General features: G+C 38.7%; 17 protein-coding genes. 16 read left to right on the forward strand and 1 reads right to left on the reverse strand.

Annotation, left to right across the window (positions count from 1 at the left end; translation table 11 throughout):
- The first annotated feature begins 137 nt into the window (after positions 1-137).
- Together rpoE and pyrG are read left to right on the forward strand one after the other, a co-directional pair.
- Entirely contained in the window at positions 138-674 is a 537-nt protein-coding gene (gene rpoE / locus SJY24_RS03670; RefSeq protein ID WP_377863783.1) for a DNA-directed RNA polymerase subunit delta, read from the forward strand.
- A 257-nt stretch (positions 675-931) separates the two neighbouring features.
- Complete coding sequence (pyrG, locus tag SJY24_RS03675) at positions 932-2,539, forward strand: CTP synthase (protein ID WP_000170445.1); 1,608 nt, start codon at positions 932-934, stop codon at positions 2,537-2,539.
- 31 nt (positions 2,540-2,570) lie between these two features.
- Here the strand turns inward: pyrG and SJY24_RS03680 are convergent, their stop codons facing one another.
- Positions 2,571-3,095 carry a DUF2529 domain-containing protein gene (locus SJY24_RS03680; RefSeq protein WP_377863784.1) on the reverse strand — a complete coding sequence of 175 codons (525 nt, stop codon included), beginning with the start codon at positions 3,093-3,095 and terminating at the stop codon, positions 2,571-2,573.
- Positions 3,096-3,295: 200 nt separating this feature from the next.
- On the opposite strand from SJY24_RS03680, the gene spo0F reads away from it, so the two are divergent.
- The 14 genes from spo0F (at position 3,296) to SJY24_RS03750 (ending at position 16,203) form a co-directional block, all read left to right on the forward strand.
- The gene (gene spo0F, locus SJY24_RS03685; protein WP_000398592.1) at positions 3,296-3,664 is read left to right on the forward strand and encodes a sporulation initiation phosphotransferase Spo0F; all 369 of its coding nucleotides are present in this window, start codon (positions 3,296-3,298) and stop codon (positions 3,662-3,664) included.
- Between the two features lie 211 nt (positions 3,665-3,875).
- Positions 3,876-4,733: a class II fructose-bisphosphate aldolase gene (locus tag SJY24_RS03690; protein ID WP_001131858.1), complete on the forward strand. Its 858-nt coding sequence runs from the start codon at positions 3,876-3,878 to the stop codon at positions 4,731-4,733.
- 349 nt (positions 4,734-5,082) lie between these two features.
- On the forward strand, positions 5,083-6,372 hold the full coding sequence (gene murA, locus SJY24_RS03695) for a UDP-N-acetylglucosamine 1-carboxyvinyltransferase (protein WP_377863785.1): 1,290 nt from the start codon (positions 5,083-5,085) through the stop codon (positions 6,370-6,372).
- A gap of 121 nt (positions 6,373-6,493) precedes the next feature.
- On the forward strand, positions 6,494-7,459 hold the full coding sequence (gene glpX, locus SJY24_RS03700) for a class II fructose-bisphosphatase (RefSeq protein ID WP_098500505.1): 966 nt from the start codon (positions 6,494-6,496) through the stop codon (positions 7,457-7,459).
- Positions 7,460-7,962: 503 nt separating this feature from the next.
- Positions 7,963-9,234, forward strand: a complete 1,272-nt coding sequence (gene rho / locus SJY24_RS03705) for a transcription termination factor Rho (protein WP_001053894.1) — start codon at positions 7,963-7,965, stop codon at positions 9,232-9,234.
- Positions 9,235-9,660: 426 nt separating this feature from the next.
- The gene (locus SJY24_RS03710; protein WP_000643447.1) at positions 9,661-9,906 is read left to right on the forward strand and encodes a type B 50S ribosomal protein L31; all 246 of its coding nucleotides are present in this window, start codon (positions 9,661-9,663) and stop codon (positions 9,904-9,906) included.
- A 110-nt stretch (positions 9,907-10,016) separates the two neighbouring features.
- A complete protein-coding gene (locus tag SJY24_RS03715) occupies positions 10,017-10,601 on the forward strand; it encodes a thymidine kinase (protein WP_377863786.1) in 585 nt (194 codons plus the stop codon).
- 273 nt (positions 10,602-10,874) lie between these two features.
- A complete protein-coding gene (gene prfA / locus SJY24_RS03720) occupies positions 10,875-11,942 on the forward strand; it encodes a peptide chain release factor 1 (protein WP_128856224.1) in 1,068 nt (355 codons plus the stop codon).
- Positions 11,942-12,793 carry a peptide chain release factor N(5)-glutamine methyltransferase gene (prmC, locus tag SJY24_RS03725; RefSeq protein WP_377863787.1) on the forward strand — a complete coding sequence of 284 codons (852 nt, stop codon included), beginning with the start codon at positions 11,942-11,944 and terminating at the stop codon, positions 12,791-12,793. Before prfA ends, prmC begins: the two co-directional genes overlap by 1 nt.
- A 112-nt stretch (positions 12,794-12,905) precedes the next feature.
- Positions 12,906-13,769 carry a stage II sporulation protein R gene (gene spoIIR / locus SJY24_RS03730; RefSeq protein ID WP_377863788.1) on the forward strand — a complete coding sequence of 288 codons (864 nt, stop codon included), beginning with the start codon at positions 12,906-12,908 and terminating at the stop codon, positions 13,767-13,769.
- Between the two features lie 49 nt (positions 13,770-13,818).
- The gene (locus tag SJY24_RS03735) at positions 13,819-14,277 is read left to right on the forward strand and encodes a GNAT family N-acetyltransferase (protein WP_377863789.1); all 459 of its coding nucleotides are present in this window, start codon (positions 13,819-13,821) and stop codon (positions 14,275-14,277) included.
- Positions 14,278-14,385: 108 nt separating this feature from the next.
- Positions 14,386-15,426 (forward strand): L-threonylcarbamoyladenylate synthase, encoded by a 1,041-nt coding sequence (locus SJY24_RS03740; protein ID WP_377863790.1) that lies wholly within the window; start codon positions 14,386-14,388, stop codon positions 15,424-15,426.
- A gap of 77 nt (positions 15,427-15,503) precedes the next feature.
- Positions 15,504-16,052 (forward strand): manganese efflux pump MntP, encoded by a 549-nt coding sequence (locus SJY24_RS03745; protein ID WP_113936188.1) that lies wholly within the window; start codon positions 15,504-15,506, stop codon positions 16,050-16,052.
- A gap of 19 nt (positions 16,053-16,071) precedes the next feature.
- On the forward strand, positions 16,072-16,203 hold the full coding sequence (locus SJY24_RS03750) for a hypothetical protein (RefSeq protein WP_001037634.1): 132 nt from the start codon (positions 16,072-16,074) through the stop codon (positions 16,201-16,203).
- The last annotated feature ends 23 nt before the right edge of the window (positions 16,204-16,226 follow it).

Here is a 16,226-nt window from a genome sequence, read left to right on the forward strand (position 1 = left end):
ATTTTATCGCCATATAAAAGTTTCCCGTTTTTTTTGTAGCATATTTGTGCGACTTTTGTTTATAATGAATAGTATGGATTTTTTTAAGCAGACCGTTATATATAAGCTTATATTTGAAGAAAGGAAGTGCCGCATAAGTGGGTTTTAAGCAATATTCACCAGAAGAGCTAAAAGAATGTTCAATGATTGAAGTTGTACATAGTGTTTTAGGGGATAAAAGACAAGCAACGACATTCAACGAGTTGGTTCAAGAAATCGCTCAAGTGCTGGGACTATCTCAAGAGCAAGTTAATGCGAAACTCGCACAATTTTATACAGATTTAAACATCGATGGACGTTTCATTAATTTAGGAGAAAATCGTTGGGGACTACGCAGCTGGTACCCATATGAGCAAATTGATGAAGAAATCTTACCTCAGCCAAAGCCGAAGAAGAAACGTAAAGTTGAAGAGGACGGTTTTGACGAATACATCGAAGAAGATGAAGATGAATTCGACGATGCAGACGGAAATGCAGACGAAGAAGATGTAGAAGATTTGGACAAAGTTCTTGAAGAAGAAGACGCAGATGACGAAGATGATGATCTTGATGATTTAGAAGAAGATGATGAAGAATTCGCAGAAGAAGAACTTGAGTACGATGAAACTGAAGAAGAAGAAGAGGAAGAGCGGTAGTTCTTGACTTTTCATTATCGTCCATGTAGAATCATTTTTGGGCTCTTTAAAAAAGGACGATAATACTTTTAAAGTGTAAATATAAAAGAAAATTGCTCCCTACTTATTACTTTATGTGATGAGGGGAGCAATTTTCTTTTTTGTTTTTTGTTTAGAAAATAAAAAGAGTCTAACAATAAGATAGGTACAGTGTTATCTACATACGTTGCGCTTTGCAACGGTGATTATATAACAACGAGGTAGAAGGGAGTATTTTCATGACTAAGTATATTTTTGTAACAGGCGGTGTAGTATCGTCTTTAGGTAAAGGTATTACAGCAGCATCTCTTGGAAGACTTTTAAAAAATCGTGGTTTAAACGTAACTATTCAAAAGTTTGATCCATACATTAACGTAGACCCGGGGACTATGAGCCCATACCAACACGGTGAGGTATTCGTAACAGATGATGGTGCAGAAACGGACTTAGACCTTGGTCACTATGAGCGTTTTATCGACATCAACTTAAATAAATACAGCAACGTAACAACAGGTAAAATTTACTCTTCAGTTCTTCAAAAAGAGCGTCGTGGTGAATACTTAGGAGGAACAGTTCAGGTTATTCCTCACATTACTAACGAAATTAAAGAACGTGTATATCGTTCTGGTCGCGAAACAAACGCGGACGTTGTTATTACAGAAATCGGTGGAACTGTTGGTGATATCGAGTCTCTACCATTCTTAGAAGCAATTCGTCAAATTAAGAGCGACATCGGTCGTGACAATGTAATGTACATTCACTGTACGTTAATCCCGTACTTAAAAGCTGCGGGTGAAATGAAAACAAAACCAACGCAACATAGCGTTAAAGAGCTTCGTAGCTTAGGTATTCAACCAAATATTATCGTTGTTCGTACAGAACTACCTGTTTCTCAGGACATGAAAGATAAGCTTGCATTATTCTGTGACATCGATACAAAAGCAGTTATCGAAGCACGCGATGCAGATACTTTATATGCGGTTCCATTATCTCTTCAAGAGCAAAACATGGATCAAATCGTTTGCGATCACTTGAAATTAGACAATCCAGCTGCAGATATGACAGAGTGGACTGCGCTAGTTAATAAAGTACGTAACCTTTCTAAGAAAACAAAAATCGCTCTTGTTGGTAAATACGTAGAACTTCAAGATGCATACATTTCTGTTGTAGAAGCACTTCGTCATGCAGGTTATTCATTCGACACAGATGTAGAAGTAAAATGGGTAAATGCTGAGCACGTAACAGCAGAGAACGTGAAAGAATTAGTTGGCGACACAGATGGTATCCTTGTACCAGGTGGCTTTGGCGATCGTGGTGTAGAAGGTAAAATCGTTGCAATTCAATATGCTCGTGAAAACAAAGTTCCATTCTTAGGAATTTGCCTAGGTATGCAACTTGCATCAATCGAATTCGCACGTAACGTATTAGGATTAGAAGGAGCTAACTCTTCTGAAATTAATCCTGACACACCTTATGCAATCATCGACTTATTACCAGAACAAAAAGATGTAGAAGACTTAGGTGGTACACTTCGTCTTGGTCTATACCCATGTAAGCTTGCTGAAGAAACAAATGCTTACAATGCTTACAACGAGCCGGTTGTATATGAGCGTCATCGTCATCGTTATGAGTTCAATAATCAATTCCGTCCGGATATGGAAAAAGCAGGATTTGTATTCTCTGGTACAAGCCCAGACGGTCGTCTAGTTGAAATCATTGAATTAAAAGACCACCCTTGGTTCGTGGCAGCACAGTTCCATCCAGAACTTGTATCTCGTCCAAACCGTCCACAACCATTGTTCCATGACTTCGTAAGTGCTTCTATTACGAATAAAGAGAGCAAGTAATAAAAAAAGCGCCTGAAATAGGGCGCTTTTTTTAATATTCGTTTAACATTTCATCAATTGTAAATTTAATTCCGTGATAAGCAAATAAAGCTACAATTAAACTTGGGAAACCGTAGCGGTTACCTTCATCATCTGGAATAAGACCTTTTAACAGCTTTGTATCAATATGTACATCTGTATATTGCTCAAGTGATTCAGGACCTTCTTGAATAGCAGAAATTCCAACAATAGATTGGCCTTCTTCATGAAGTTTTTTCGCGGTTTTTATAATTTCTTCATCTGTCGAAAAACGACTAATAAGAAGTACGCGGTCCGCAGAAGTCACTGCTGCCAGTTCACCGTTTTCTAGTAAACGTTTTGCTTGCTTCATTGGTTCAGCACCAAACAATGCTTCAGCAACAACGCCCTCCATTTCATTTGTACCATGTAAATAAATGAAACCATCGCCAACTAGTGCTTGAGCAAGTAGACGAGCGCTATCTTCTATATTCATTTCCTCTTTTTGAGAAACTCTGGAGAAATAACCACTTAATTGAGTTGAAAAAATTTTTAACATAATGTTACTCCCTTCGTACGTGTTTGCCGGCTTTCATTATAATTTATTTTTTTAGAAAGGTGAAATCGTAGGTAGCATAACAAAATAGGAAACGGTAAAATAAGAAAGAATAGGAAGGAATTTGCCAAAGAATAGCGAAAATAAATCGATAAGATATAAGAAGCTGTAAATCTTGTATTTACACAGAAAGGTTGGGAGTTATGGAAGGGAAAATTTTAATCGTTGATGATCAATATGGCATTCGTGTGTTATTACATGAAGTGTTCCAAAAAGAAGGTTATCAGACGTTCCAAGCAGCGAATGGATTTCAAGCTTTAGATATCGTGAAAAAAGATAATCCAGATTTAGTAGTGTTAGATATGAAAATCCCAGGTATGGATGGTATAGAGATTTTAAAACATGTAAAAGAAATTGATGAGAGTATTAAAGTGATTTTAATGACTGCTTATGGAGAATTGGATATGATTCAAGAAGCGAAAGATTTAGGAGCTTTAATGCACTTTGCTAAACCGTTTGATATTGATGAAATTCGTCAAGCAGTGAGAGATCAGCTTGCTGTAGAGGCGTAAAAAATGAATTTTTTATAAAAAATATGGAAAAAAGCGTTTACATGGACTATTGAGCAGGTGAATACAGTTGAGTTTTTGAGTACAAGTTGTTATCCTATTGAGTGTAGAAAAAAGTCCGGTATGTAAATATACATAATTTACCTTATTCTGGTCATACTACCAGCGATAAGAATTTATTGGATACAAAAAACGTTTTTTAGGAGGATTCACCATGCCTTTAGTTTCTATGAAAGAAATGCTAAACACAGCACTAGAAGGAAAATACGCAGTTGGTCAATTCAACATGAACAACTTAGAGTGGACTCAAGCTATCTTAGCTGCTGCGGAAGAAGAAAAATCTCCTGTAATCCTAGGTGTATCTGAGGGTGCAGCTCGTCATATGACTGGTTTCAAAACAGTTGTAGCTATGGTTAAAGCTTTAATCGAAGAAATGAACATCACTGTTCCTGTAGCGATTCACCTTGACCATGGTTCAAGCTTCGAAAAATGTAAAGAAGCAATCGATGCAGGTTTCACATCTGTAATGATCGACGCTTCTCACCACCCATTCGAAGAAAACGTTGAAACTACTAAAAAAGTGGTAGAATACGCACACGCTCGTAACGTATCTGTTGAAGCTGAGCTTGGAACAGTTGGCGGACAAGAAGACGATATCATCGCTGAAGGCGTAATTTACGCTGATCCAGCAGAGTGTAAGCACCTTGTTGAAGCAACAGGTATCGATTGCCTAGCTCCAGCTTTAGGTTCTGTACACGGTCCTTACAAAGGTGAGCCTAACTTAGGATTCGCTGAAATGGAACAAGTTCGTGACTTCACTGGCGTACCTTTAGTATTACACGGTGGTACTGGTATCCCAACTGCTGATATCGTAAAAGCTATTTCTTTAGGTACTTCAAAAATTAACGTAAACACTGAGAACCAAATTGAGTTTACAAAAGCTGTTCGTGAAGCATTAAGCAAAGACCAAGAAGTTTACGATCCTCGTAAATATATTGGACCTGGCCGCGACGCTATCAAAGCAACTGTTGCTGGTAAAATGCGTGAGTTCGGTTCTAACGGTAAAGCGTAAGAATAAAATTCCGTTTTGGAAACCGTCTAGTCTTTTAGACGGTTTCCTTTCGTTGTATAATGAAAGCGTGAACAAGTCTAAAGATTTTATAAAGTGAATTTTTAGTTTGCAAATATAGAAAACAATGTGCATAGTCCTATTAATAAATGTGGTAAGTATCTGAATTGAGAAATTTGATTCGATGAATAGTTAATCTTCGTCTATTTGTATAGCAGGGGAGCTACAGGTGATGATTTTCTACTTATTGAGTTTTAGGGTGGAAAGAGTGATTGAGATTTTTAAGGGGAACCTTCTACTTCTTTTTATAAAGTAGTAGAAGATAAATACATTCACAAGAAGGGAGCTCAATATGGAAAAATTGCTAATTGAAGGCGGAAGAGCTTTAAATGGAACAATTCGTGTGAGTGGTGCAAAGAACAGTGCTGTTGCATTAATTCCAGCGACAATTTTAGCAGATACTCCAGTAACTATCGGTGGCGTCCCTAATATTTCAGATGTGAAAATGTTAGGAGACTTACTAGAGGAAATTGGAGGGAAAGTAACTTATGGGCAGGAAGAAGAGATGGTAGTCGATCCTTCTAACATGGTTGCGATGCCTTTACCAAATGGAAAAGTGAAAAAATTGCGCGCCTCTTATTATTTAATGGGTGCAATGCTTGGCCGTTTTAAAAAAGCTGTTATTGGGCTTCCAGGTGGATGTCATTTAGGGCCACGACCGATTGATCAGCATATTAAAGGGTTTGAAGCGTTAGGGGCACATGTTACAAATGAACAAGGTGCCATTTATTTAAGAGCAGATGAACTACGCGGGGCACGTATTTATTTAGATGTTGTTAGTGTAGGAGCCACAATCAATATTATGCTAGCGGCTGTACGAGCGAAAGGTAGAACTGTTATTGAAAATGCAGCGAAAGAACCAGAGATTATTGATGTGGCCACATTATTAACAAGTATGGGAGCGCGCATTAAAGGTGCTGGTACAGATGTAATCCGAATTGATGGTGTGGATTCCCTGCATGGTTGTCACCATACTATCATTCCAGATCGTATTGAAGCTGGTACGTATATGATTTTAGGAGCTGCATCAGGAGGAGAAGTAACAGTTGATAATGTTATTCCTCAGCATTTAGAGTCAGTAACTGCGAAGCTAAGAGAAGCTGGTGTCCAAGTTGAAACGAATGATGACCAAATTATAGTGAACGGTGATAGAAGGTTAAAAGTAGTTGATATAAAAACGCTTGTATATCCAGGTTTCCCAACAGATTTACAACAGCCGTTTACAACGCTTTTAACAAAGGCGCACGGGACGGGAGTTGTCACGGATACAATTTACGGCGCACGTTTCAAACATATTGATGAATTGCGCCGTATGAATGCGCAAATCAAAGTAGAAGGTCGTTCGGCAATTGTAACTGGTCCTGTTTTATTGCAAGGTGCAAAAGTGAAGGCGAGTGACTTACGAGCTGGGGCTTCCCTTGTTATTGCAGGGTTAATGGCGGATGGAATTACAGAAGTAACCGGACTTGAGCATATTGATCGAGGCTATGAAAATATAGTAGACAAGCTTAAAGGGCTTGGTGCAAACATTTGGCGAGAACAAATGACAAAGCAAGAGATTGAAGAAATGAAGAACGCTTAAAGTGATGATACTTCCGCAAGTGGGGGAGCGAAGAATCACCACTTGCGGAAGTACACTTTATAGAAAAACACGGTTCACAAAATACGGCAGAAATATAAAGACTTAAAGGAGAGGGATTATCGTGGAAAGAAGTTTATCTATGGAGTTAGTACGTGTAACAGAGGCTGCAGCATTATCATCAGCGCGTTGGATGGGGCGCGGGAAAAAAGATGAGGCAGACGGTGCAGCAACATCAGCTATGCGTGATGTATTTGATACAGTTCCGATGAAAGGTACAGTTGTAATTGGCGAAGGTGAAATGGATGAAGCACCTATGCTGTATATCGGGGAGAAATTAGGTACAGGATATGGCCCACGCGTAGACGTTGCAGTTGATCCTTTAGAGGGGACGAACATCGTAGCAGCTGGCGGATGGAATGCACTTGCTGTTATTGCAATTGCAGATCATGGTAATTTGTTACATGCTCCTGACATGTACATGGATAAAATTGCGGTTGGCCCAGAAGCAGTTGGGGCAGTTGATATTAACGCACCTATTATCGATAACCTACGTGCCGTTGCGAAGGCGAAGAATAAAGATATTGAAGATGTTGTAGCGACAGTTTTAAATCGTCCACGTCATCAAGCAATTATCGAAGAAATTCGTAAGGCCGGTGCTCGTATTAAGTTAATTAACGATGGAGATGTAGCTGGAGCAATCAATACAGCATTTGACCGTACAGGTGTAGATATTTTATTCGGTTCTGGTGGGGCTCCTGAAGGTGTACTAGCTGCGGTTGCGCTAAAATGCTTAGGTGGAGAGATTCAAGGAAAGCTCTTACCACAAGACGAAGCTGAATTAGCACGTTGTAAAAAAATGGGCATTGAAGATATAAATCGCATCCTTCGTATGGAAGACTTAGTAAAAGGTGACGATGCAATCTTTGCTGCAACAGGTGTAACAGACGGAGAACTATTACGCGGCGTTCAATTTAAAGGTAGCGTAGGAACAACACAATCCCTTGTTATGCGTGCGAAGTCAGGTACAGTACGCTTCGTAGACGGACGTCATAGTTTAAATAAAAAACCGAATTTGGTTATTAAGTAAAAAGCGTAAGCAGCTCGTTCAGAATGGGAGGGGGATGGAGCTTCTGACGTAGAGGCGCTTTTTGCCTCATAGGAAGAAGTGAAGCCATCGACCATTCTAGCTGCTGAAGCTGGATTAAGTAAAAAGTGGAGGCGGCTCGTTCAGAATCGCAGGGCATTGGAACTCCTGACGAAGAGGCGCTTTTTGCCTCGCAGGAAGGGGTGAAATGACCGGAGATTCTAGCCGTCGGAACTGGATTAAGTAAAAGCAGAAATGCCTTATCTATTCTGCCTTAAAATTAGGTGAGTAGAAAAAAGTAAGGAATATAAAAGGCGAAGACAAATTTTCTTGTCTTCGCTTCTTGTATTTGTGTTTCAACGTATTGATTAAAACTAGATAAAAGGGTTACAATAGTGAATATTATCCTACTTGAACTTATTGCCTTTCATTATTATTTATTTGCCTTCCGTATTTTTTCCCTTTACCCATGTGAAAAGAGAATAAAGTTAAAGTGTGGTGTCTGAATGAATTTGTCAATTGCAGCATTAGAAAACATGAAATTAAAAGAGTTATACGAGCTTGCGAAAGAATTTAAGATTTCGTATTACAGCAAGTTAACGAAAAAAGAGCTGATTTTCGCCATCTTAAAAGCTCGAGCAGAAAAAGAAGGTTTCTTTTTCATGGAAGGCGTATTAGAAATTATTCAATCAGAAGGATTTGGATTCCTACGTCCTATCAACTACTCTCCAAGCTCAGAAGATATTTATATCTCGGCTTCGCAAATTCGTCGTTTCGATTTACGTAATGGAGATAAGGTTTCTGGTAAAGTACGACCTCCGAAAGAAAATGAACGCTATTTTGGATTATTACAAGTTGAAGCTGTAAACGGAGATGATCCAGACTCAGCAAAAGAGCGTGTGCATTTCCCTGCATTAACACCGTTATACCCAGATCGCCAAATGAAATTGGAAACGGAAACGAAAAAGTTACCGACACGCATCATGGATTTAATCGCACCAGTTGGATTTGGACAACGTGGTTTAATTGTTGCGCCTCCAAAGGCTGGTAAAACAAGTCTGTTAAAAGAAATTGCACATAGTGTCACAACAAATCATCCGGAAGCAGAATTAATTGTACTTTTAATTGATGAGCGTCCAGAGGAAGTAACAGATATTGAACGTTCTGTTAAAGGTGATGTTGTAAGTTCTACTTTTGATGAAGTGCCAGAAAATCATATTAAAGTAGCTGAGCTTGTATTAGAGCGTGCAATGCGTCTTGTAGAGCATAAAAAAGACGTTGTCATTTTAATGGATAGTATTACCCGTTTAGCGCGTGCTTACAACCTTGTTATTCCGCCAAGTGGTAGAACTCTATCAGGTGGTATTGATCCAGCTGCTTTTCATAGACCGAAGCGTTTCTTTGGGGCTGCGCGTAATATCGAAGAGGGCGGTAGCTTAACGATTTTAGCAACAGCACTTGTTGATACAGGATCCCGTATGGATGATGTAATTTATGAGGAGTTTAAAGGAACTGGAAACATGGAACTTCACTTAGATCGCTCATTAGCTGAGCGCCGTATCTTCCCAGCGATTGATATTCGTCGCTCTGGTACGCGTAAAGAAGACCTATTAATTCCGAAAGAACATTTAGACAAGCTGTGGGGTATTCGTAAAACAATGCGTGATACGCCAGACTTTGTTGAAGGCTTCTTACGTAAACTTCGTCAAACAAAGACAAATGAAGAGTTTTTACAAAACATTGTTGCAGATTCAAAAAGGTATGTAACAAATAAGTAAAGGGAAAAGATTGGGACTCGCTTATTTCGTAGTAAGCGAGTTTTTTATGTTTTTTAAGGGAATATTAGAGAGAGTAATATATGGAAATAATTATGTTTTTTGAGATGAAAATCATATTTTGTGTTAGAGCGGGGTGAGTCACCTCCATTTTCAGGTGCTATCCAGCTCCGGCGGCTAGAATGGTCGGTGGCTTCGCGTCTTCCTACGAGGCAAAAAGCGCCTCTATGTCAGAAGCTCCATCCTCCTTCCATTCTAAGCGAGCCGCTTGCGCTTTTAATTTTTAAAAAGACAAAAACAGGTAGTTGCAAAATGGAGTTAGCCTTGTTATAATTTCATCATATGTGTTTCATCAATATAGTTGTGTAAGCAGCTGAAGATGAAAAACTCTGTTTCGAAAATGATTCAGGGCGGAAGGAGATGAAAAGAATGAAAGCAGGAATCCATCCAAATTACAATAAAGTTGTATTTATGGACACGAACACTGGCTTCAAATTCTTAAGCGGGTCTACTAAAGGCTCTAGCGAAACTGTTGAGTGGGAAGATGGTAACACTTATCCATTACTAAAAATTGAGATCAGTTCTGATTCTCACCCATTCTACACTGGACGTCAGAAGTTTGCTACTGCAGACGGACGTGTTGACCGCTTCAATAAGAAATACGGCATCAAGTAATAAAGAACATAAAACAGGCAAGTGTATGTATTCGCTTGTCTGTTTTTTTTGCAAAAATATTAAACCTTTACCCTACTTTGGAATAGGAAAGTAGATGAAAGGAGAGCTCAATGTACTTAATGAATCAAAATGGTTGGATTGAAGTGATTTGCGGGAGTATGTTTTCTGGAAAATCAGAAGAGCTCATCCGCCGTATACGCCGTACGCAATTTGCGAAACAAAATGCGATTGTATTTAAACCATGTATTGATAATCGTTATAGTGAAGAAGATGTTGTATCACATAATGGATTAAAGGTTAAAGCAGTTCCTGTTTCAGCTTCAAAAGATATATTAAACCATGTAACAGAAGAAATGGATGTTATTGCAATCGATGAGGTACAATTTTTTGATGGGGACATTGTGGAAGTGGTGCAAGTATTGGCAAATCGTGGCTATCGTGTCATTGTAGCTGGATTAGACCAAGATTTCCGAGGTCTACCATTTGGACAAGTTCCTCAGCTGATGGCGATTGCTGAACATGTAACTAAATTGCAGGCAGTTTGTTCTGCATGTGGGTCTCCCGCAAGTCGTACGCAACGTTTAATCGATGGAGAACCAGCGGCATTTGATGATCCAATTATTTTAGTTGGGGCTTCAGAATCGTATGAACCACGTTGTCGTCATTGTCATGCAGTACCTACAAAACAAAGATAAATGAAACTCGCTATGTAGAGCGGGTTTTTTTCGAAAATAGATGAAGATTGGTGGCCAGCTCTTCGCACAGCTAAGAACTTTAGGCAATCAGAGCTGTGCGAGCCGCTTGTGCGTTTAAATATTATCTAGTTCCGGTGGCTAGCTCTTCGTATCTAAGAACCTTAGCTGGCCAGAGCTGAACAAGCCACCTGCGCTTTTAAATATAATTTGCGTTTTTTTGATTAAGTACCATATACTATTTGTATTAGATACTAGGATGTAGAGGTGAATGGTGTGTTAGATCGTTTGCAAGCTGTAGAAGATCGTTATGAGAAGTTAAATGAATTGTTAAGTGACCCAGAGGTTATTAGCGATACAAATAAGCTTCGTGAGTATTCAAAAGAACAATCTGATATGCAAGAAACGGTAGAGGTGTACCGTGAGTATAAAGATGTTCGTGAGCAATTACGAGATGCAAAAGCAATGTTAGAAGATAAGCTAGACGCTGATATGCGTGAAATGGTTAAGGAAGAAGTCTCTGAATTAGAAGGACAAGAGAAAACATTATCAGAACGTCTGAAAATTTTACTTGTTCCAAAAGACCCTAATGATGATAAAAACGTTATCGTTGAGGTTCGTGGTGCTGCTGGTGGTGATGAGGCAGCTTTATTTGCTGGTGATTTATATCGTATGTATAGCCGTTATGCTGAGGTGCAAGGTTGGAAAACTGAAATTATCGAAGCGAGTTATACAGAGTTAGGTGGATATAAAGAGATTATCTTTATGATTAACGGTAAAGGTGCTTTCGCGAAGCTGAAATTCGAGAATGGTGCTCACCGTGTACAACGTGTTCCTGAAACGGAATCTGGTGGACGTATTCATACATCTACAGCAACTGTAGCTGTATTACCAGAGGCAGAAGAAGTAGAAATTAATATTCATGAAAAAGATGTTCGTGTTGATACATTTGCTTCTAGTGGTCCTGGTGGACAGAGTGTTAATACAACGATGTCAGCGGTACGTTTAACGCATTTACCGACTGGTGTAGTTGTATCTTGTCAGGATGAGAAATCACAGATCAAGAATAAAGAAAAAGCAATGAAAGTATTACGTGCACGTGTTTATGATAAATTCAGACAAGAAGCGCAAGCTGAGTACGATCAAAACCGTAAACAAGCTGTTGGTACGGGAGACCGTTCAGAGCGTATCCGTACGTATAACTTCCCGCAAAACCGTGTTACTGACCATCGAATCGGTTTAACGATTCAAAAGCTAGATCAAATCCTACAAGGTAAGTTAGATGATTTCATCAATGCCTTAGTGATGGAAGATCAGGCTCAAAAGATGGAGGCAGCTGAGTAATGCGTGTCTATGAAGCCCTGAAATGGGCTTCTTCTTTTTTACAGGAAAATGGACGAGATGAAAATGCGGGAGAACTTGTCCTTTGTCATGTATTAAAGACGAACAGAACAGGAATGCTCATGAATATGCGTGAAGAAATAACTGCGGAACAAGAGAAAAGTTTTGCAGAATTTATCCACAAGCACGTGGAGGGTATTCCAATCCAATATATGCTCGGGTATGAAATGTTTTATGGCCGATCATTTTTTGTAAATGAAGAGGTATTAATACCAAGGCCAGAAACAGAGGAACTTATAGTTGGAGTCCTAGAGAGAATTGAGCGTCATTTCGGTAATGAGGAGCTTCATGTAGCGGACATTGGCACAGGTAGTGGAGCGATTTCTATTACGCTCGCTTTAGAAAATAAAAATCTTCATGTGTATACGGTAGATATTGCACAGGAATCGATTGAAGTTGCAAAAGAAAATGCAAAGGCTTTAGGAGCGGAAGTAACTTTCTATCACGGTGATTTACTGTCGCCGTTTTATGAAACTGGTCAGAAGTTAGATGTTGTTGTTTCAAATCCTCCGTATATACCGGAGGAAGATTGGCGTGGTCTTTCTACTGTTGTGAAAGAGCATGAGCCGAAAAGGGCACTTGTTGGGGGTGAAGATGGACTGGATTTCTATCGTCGCTTTATGGAGGAATTGCCGAACGTATTAAAGAAAAGGGCGATTGTCGCGTTTGAAATTGGTGTAGGGCAAGGTGAAGATGTAAAAGCATTATTACAGCAAACTTTCCCGCACGCTCACGTTGAAGTTGTCTTTGATATCAATGGAAAAGATCGCATGGTATTTGCAGAGATGGAGTAAGGTTAAAACCTTACTCTATTTTTTTGTGGGAAAATTCATATAGATTTTGAATTTAATAGTTTAGAAAGATGAAAGTCTGTCCACACTGTTTGTAGAGGGGACGGTGGAGGAAATGAAAAAACAAGTTATTGCTTATCTTCTTCTATTATTAATTGGTGCACAGTTACTTGTGCAGTTTGGATATATGAAAGCTGATGCGAAAGGGCCTTCTGTTATTCCGAAAGAGGCCGTTCGATTACGAATTTTAGCAAATAGTGATTCAGATAAAGATCAGGCGTTAAAGCGTAAAGTACGCGATGAAGTAAAAGCACAAATTGATGGATGGGTAGCAGATTTAACGTCATTTGAAGAGGCGCGAAAGGTAATTCAAAGTCATATTCCAGAAATCGAAAAAACAGTGGAAAATACGCTGAAAAAGGAAGGCAGTACAGATTCATTCCGAGTGAAATTTGGTAAGAATGTAAAATTCCCTACAAAGGTATATGGGAACTTTATTTATCCAGCAGGAGAATATGAAGCGGTACTTATTACAATTGGAAAAGGTGAAGGTGCAAACTGGTGGTGTGTATTATTTCCACCGATGTGTTTCCTAGATTTTTCGAGTGGTACAGCTGTAAGGAAAGAAGAACATGTTGTGAAAGCTGAATCTCCTGAAGAAGAGCAGGTGAAACAAGCAGATGAGGAAGTAATGGACGTATCGGAGAAGAAAGAGGATAAGGTGAAAGAAAAGAAAGTAGTAAAGCCGGAAAAAGCTGAAAAAGTAACGGCACCTGAAAAGAAAGTAGTGAAAAATGAAACGCAAGTAGAAGAACAGCCTGTAAAAAAAGTAGAAACAAAACCTGTGGAAAAAGTGGAGAAATCTGTGGAGCAAAAACAAGAAAAGCAAAATGAGTATGTAAAAATAGAAGAGGAAGAAGAAAAACCAGAGGTTAAATTGTTTATCGTCGAAGCTTTTACATCTTTATTCTCTAAATAGTACTATTAGTAAATCCCTCCTCATATATAAAAATGAGGAGGGATTTACTATGAAGAACGTGTATTTTGCTACGAAAGCAGATGTAGAAAGATTGCATTCTTTTTTCGGACAAGCTAATAAAAAAGATGATAAAATAAATGAGTTGTACGCACAATTTATGATTTTGGAAGAGGCGGGAGAAATACGAGCTGTAATTGGATATGAACAAAGTGAAGAAGATGCACTTATTCGTTCTTGTTTATTCACACCTAATGTGGATAAGCAGACTTTCTTATATTTTTTTGAAATGTTTTTGCAGTATATGAAAGAAAAAAATATTCGACAATTGTACTTACTCACAAATCATCCACAATCTGAAACAGTCTTTCAGTTTTTTGACTTTGTCATTATAGGGACAGAGAAAGTTCCAGAGGGAATTCGACAGTTAGAACACTTTTGTAAAAATATAAAAGAGCCAAATGCAATAATACTAAATTGTCAGCTATTCACAAAGTTATCCACGGATTAACAAGGTTTATCCACATTTTGTGGATAAACCTTGTTTGTCTTTTGGATAAATCTCATAGTAAACTAAAAATAGACAAGTATTTCATGGTAGAAAAGGACGTGGGAAAAAATGCATACAAATATGTGGGTTGTGGATAATGTTGTGGAAAGAAAAAAATATTATCCACAATTAAAAGAAGCAGCGAGATTATTAAGAGAAAATGAAGCGGTGGCCTTCCCGACAGAAACGGTATATGGGTTAGGAGCAAACGCAATGGACGACGAAGCGATAGCGAAAATTTTTGCAGCGAAAGGGAGACCGAGTGATAATCCACTGATTGTCCACATAGGAACAAAATCTCAGTTAGATGGTATTGTAAGAGAAATTCCACCGGTTGCAGAAAAGTTAATGGAGCATTTTTGGCCAGGGCCATTAACAATCATTTTACCGAGAAAAGAAGGGATTTCAGAGAGGGTTACGGCGGGACTTAATACAGTCGGAGTAAGGATGCCAGATCATCCAGTAGCGCTCGCTCTTATTGAAGAAGCAAACGTGCCTGTTGCAGCACCGAGTGCGAATCGTTCTGGACGCCCAAGTCCAACATTAGCTTCTCATGTGTATGAAGATTTAAACGGGAAAATTGCTGGTATCGTTGATGGCGGGGCGACAGGAGTAGGTGTTGAATCAACTGTAATTGATTGTACGAGCGAAGTTCCGACGATTTTACGTCCTGGTGGGATTACGAAGGAACAATTGGAAGCAGTAATAGGACATGTTTCTTTAGATCCAGCTTTAAAGGATGAGAAAGAAAAACCGAAATCGCCTGGAATGAAATATACACATTATGCACCGAAAGCGCCACTTAGTATTGTTGAAGGATCCCGTGAGTTTATTCAGTGTATTGTAGATGAGAAAAAGAAAGAAGGATTTAAAGTAGGTGTATTAACGACTGAAGAGTATCAACATGTATATAGTGCTGATGTTGTATTATCTTGTGGCATGCGAAGTGATTTAGCTAGCGTTGCGACTAAATTATATGATGTGCTTAGAACGTTTGATGCAAGTGAAGTAGATGTTATCTTTAGTGAATCATTCCCGAATGAAGGAATAGGGAATGCAATTATGAATCGTTTAACAAAAGCAGCGGGACATCATATTATCACTGAATGATAATGTACCTTTAGCAAACAGAATATTTCTCCTCGGATAAGCATATTGTGAAGTAGCACGTCCGAGGGGGGACATGAATGACACTTGAACAGCTAATACCTTTAATAATTATGGCATTCGCCCTAGGGATGGATGCATTTTCAGTGAGCCTTGGCATGGGGATGGTAACATTAAAATTAAGACAAATCCTTTATATTGGTATGACGATTGGGATATTTCATATTATTATGCCGTTTATCGGAATGGTACTAGGACGTTTTCTATCAGAGAAGTATGGGGATGTCGCGAATTTTGCAGGAGCTATTTTATTAATTGGGCTAGGGTTCTATATTGTATATTCGTCTATTTTAGAAAGTGAAGAGACTAGAACTGCTCCAATTGGAATTAGTTTATTTGTATTTGCATTTGGTGTCAGTATAGATAGTTTTTCAGTAGGTCTTAGTCTTGGGATTTACGGAGCTGAGACAATTATTACGATATTACTGTTCGGACTAATAAGTATGTTACTGGCGTGGATGGGTTTATTACTCGGTAGGCATGCCAAAAATATGCTTGGTACATATGGTGAAATAGTAGGTGGTATCATTCTGGTTGGATTTGGATTATATCTCCTTTTTCCTATATAATTTTATATAGGAGGGAATTATGAACAAGTTATTGGAATGGTATGTTAAGTTTTTAACCTTCTTTCCTAGATGGCTAAGAAGGCTAATAATCTGGGGTATTATTTTGCAAATTTCGATGTTAGGTTGGATTAAGTTAATTCGTGAATGGTGAGACCTTTCCTTTCTGTGCATAGT

The organism is Bacillus sp. R86525 (assembly GCF_042466195.1).
GTDB lineage: Bacteria > Bacillota > Bacilli > Bacillales > Bacillaceae_G > Bacillus_A > Bacillus_A nitratireducens.

Coding starts and splice junctions, on each gene's coding strand:
- pyrG (WP_000170445.1), top strand. CDS start 932: ATGACTAAGTATATTTTTGTAACAGGCGGTGTAGTATCGTCTTTAGGT.
- SJY24_RS03680 (WP_377863784.1), bottom strand. CDS start 3,095: ATGTTAAAAATTTTTTCAACTCAATTAAGTGGTTATTTCTCCAGAGTT.
- spo0F (WP_000398592.1), top strand. CDS start 3,296: ATGGAAGGGAAAATTTTAATCGTTGATGATCAATATGGCATTCGTGTG.
- SJY24_RS03690 (WP_001131858.1), top strand. CDS start 3,876: ATGCCTTTAGTTTCTATGAAAGAAATGCTAAACACAGCACTAGAAGGA.
- murA (WP_377863785.1), top strand. CDS start 5,083: ATGGAAAAATTGCTAATTGAAGGCGGAAGAGCTTTAAATGGAACAATT.
- rho (WP_001053894.1), top strand. CDS start 7,963: ATGAATTTGTCAATTGCAGCATTAGAAAACATGAAATTAAAAGAGTTA.
- SJY24_RS03710 (WP_000643447.1), top strand. CDS start 9,661: ATGAAAGCAGGAATCCATCCAAATTACAATAAAGTTGTATTTATGGAC.
- SJY24_RS03715 (WP_377863786.1), top strand. CDS start 10,017: ATGTACTTAATGAATCAAAATGGTTGGATTGAAGTGATTTGCGGGAGT.
- prmC (WP_377863787.1), top strand. CDS start 11,942: ATGCGTGTCTATGAAGCCCTGAAATGGGCTTCTTCTTTTTTACAGGAA.
- spoIIR (WP_377863788.1), top strand. CDS start 12,906: ATGAAAAAACAAGTTATTGCTTATCTTCTTCTATTATTAATTGGTGCA.
- SJY24_RS03735 (WP_377863789.1), top strand. CDS start 13,819: ATGAAGAACGTGTATTTTGCTACGAAAGCAGATGTAGAAAGATTGCAT.
- SJY24_RS03740 (WP_377863790.1), top strand. CDS start 14,386: ATGCATACAAATATGTGGGTTGTGGATAATGTTGTGGAAAGAAAAAAA.
- SJY24_RS03745 (WP_113936188.1), top strand. CDS start 15,504: ATGACACTTGAACAGCTAATACCTTTAATAATTATGGCATTCGCCCTA.
- SJY24_RS03750 (WP_001037634.1), top strand. CDS start 16,072: ATGAACAAGTTATTGGAATGGTATGTTAAGTTTTTAACCTTCTTTCCT.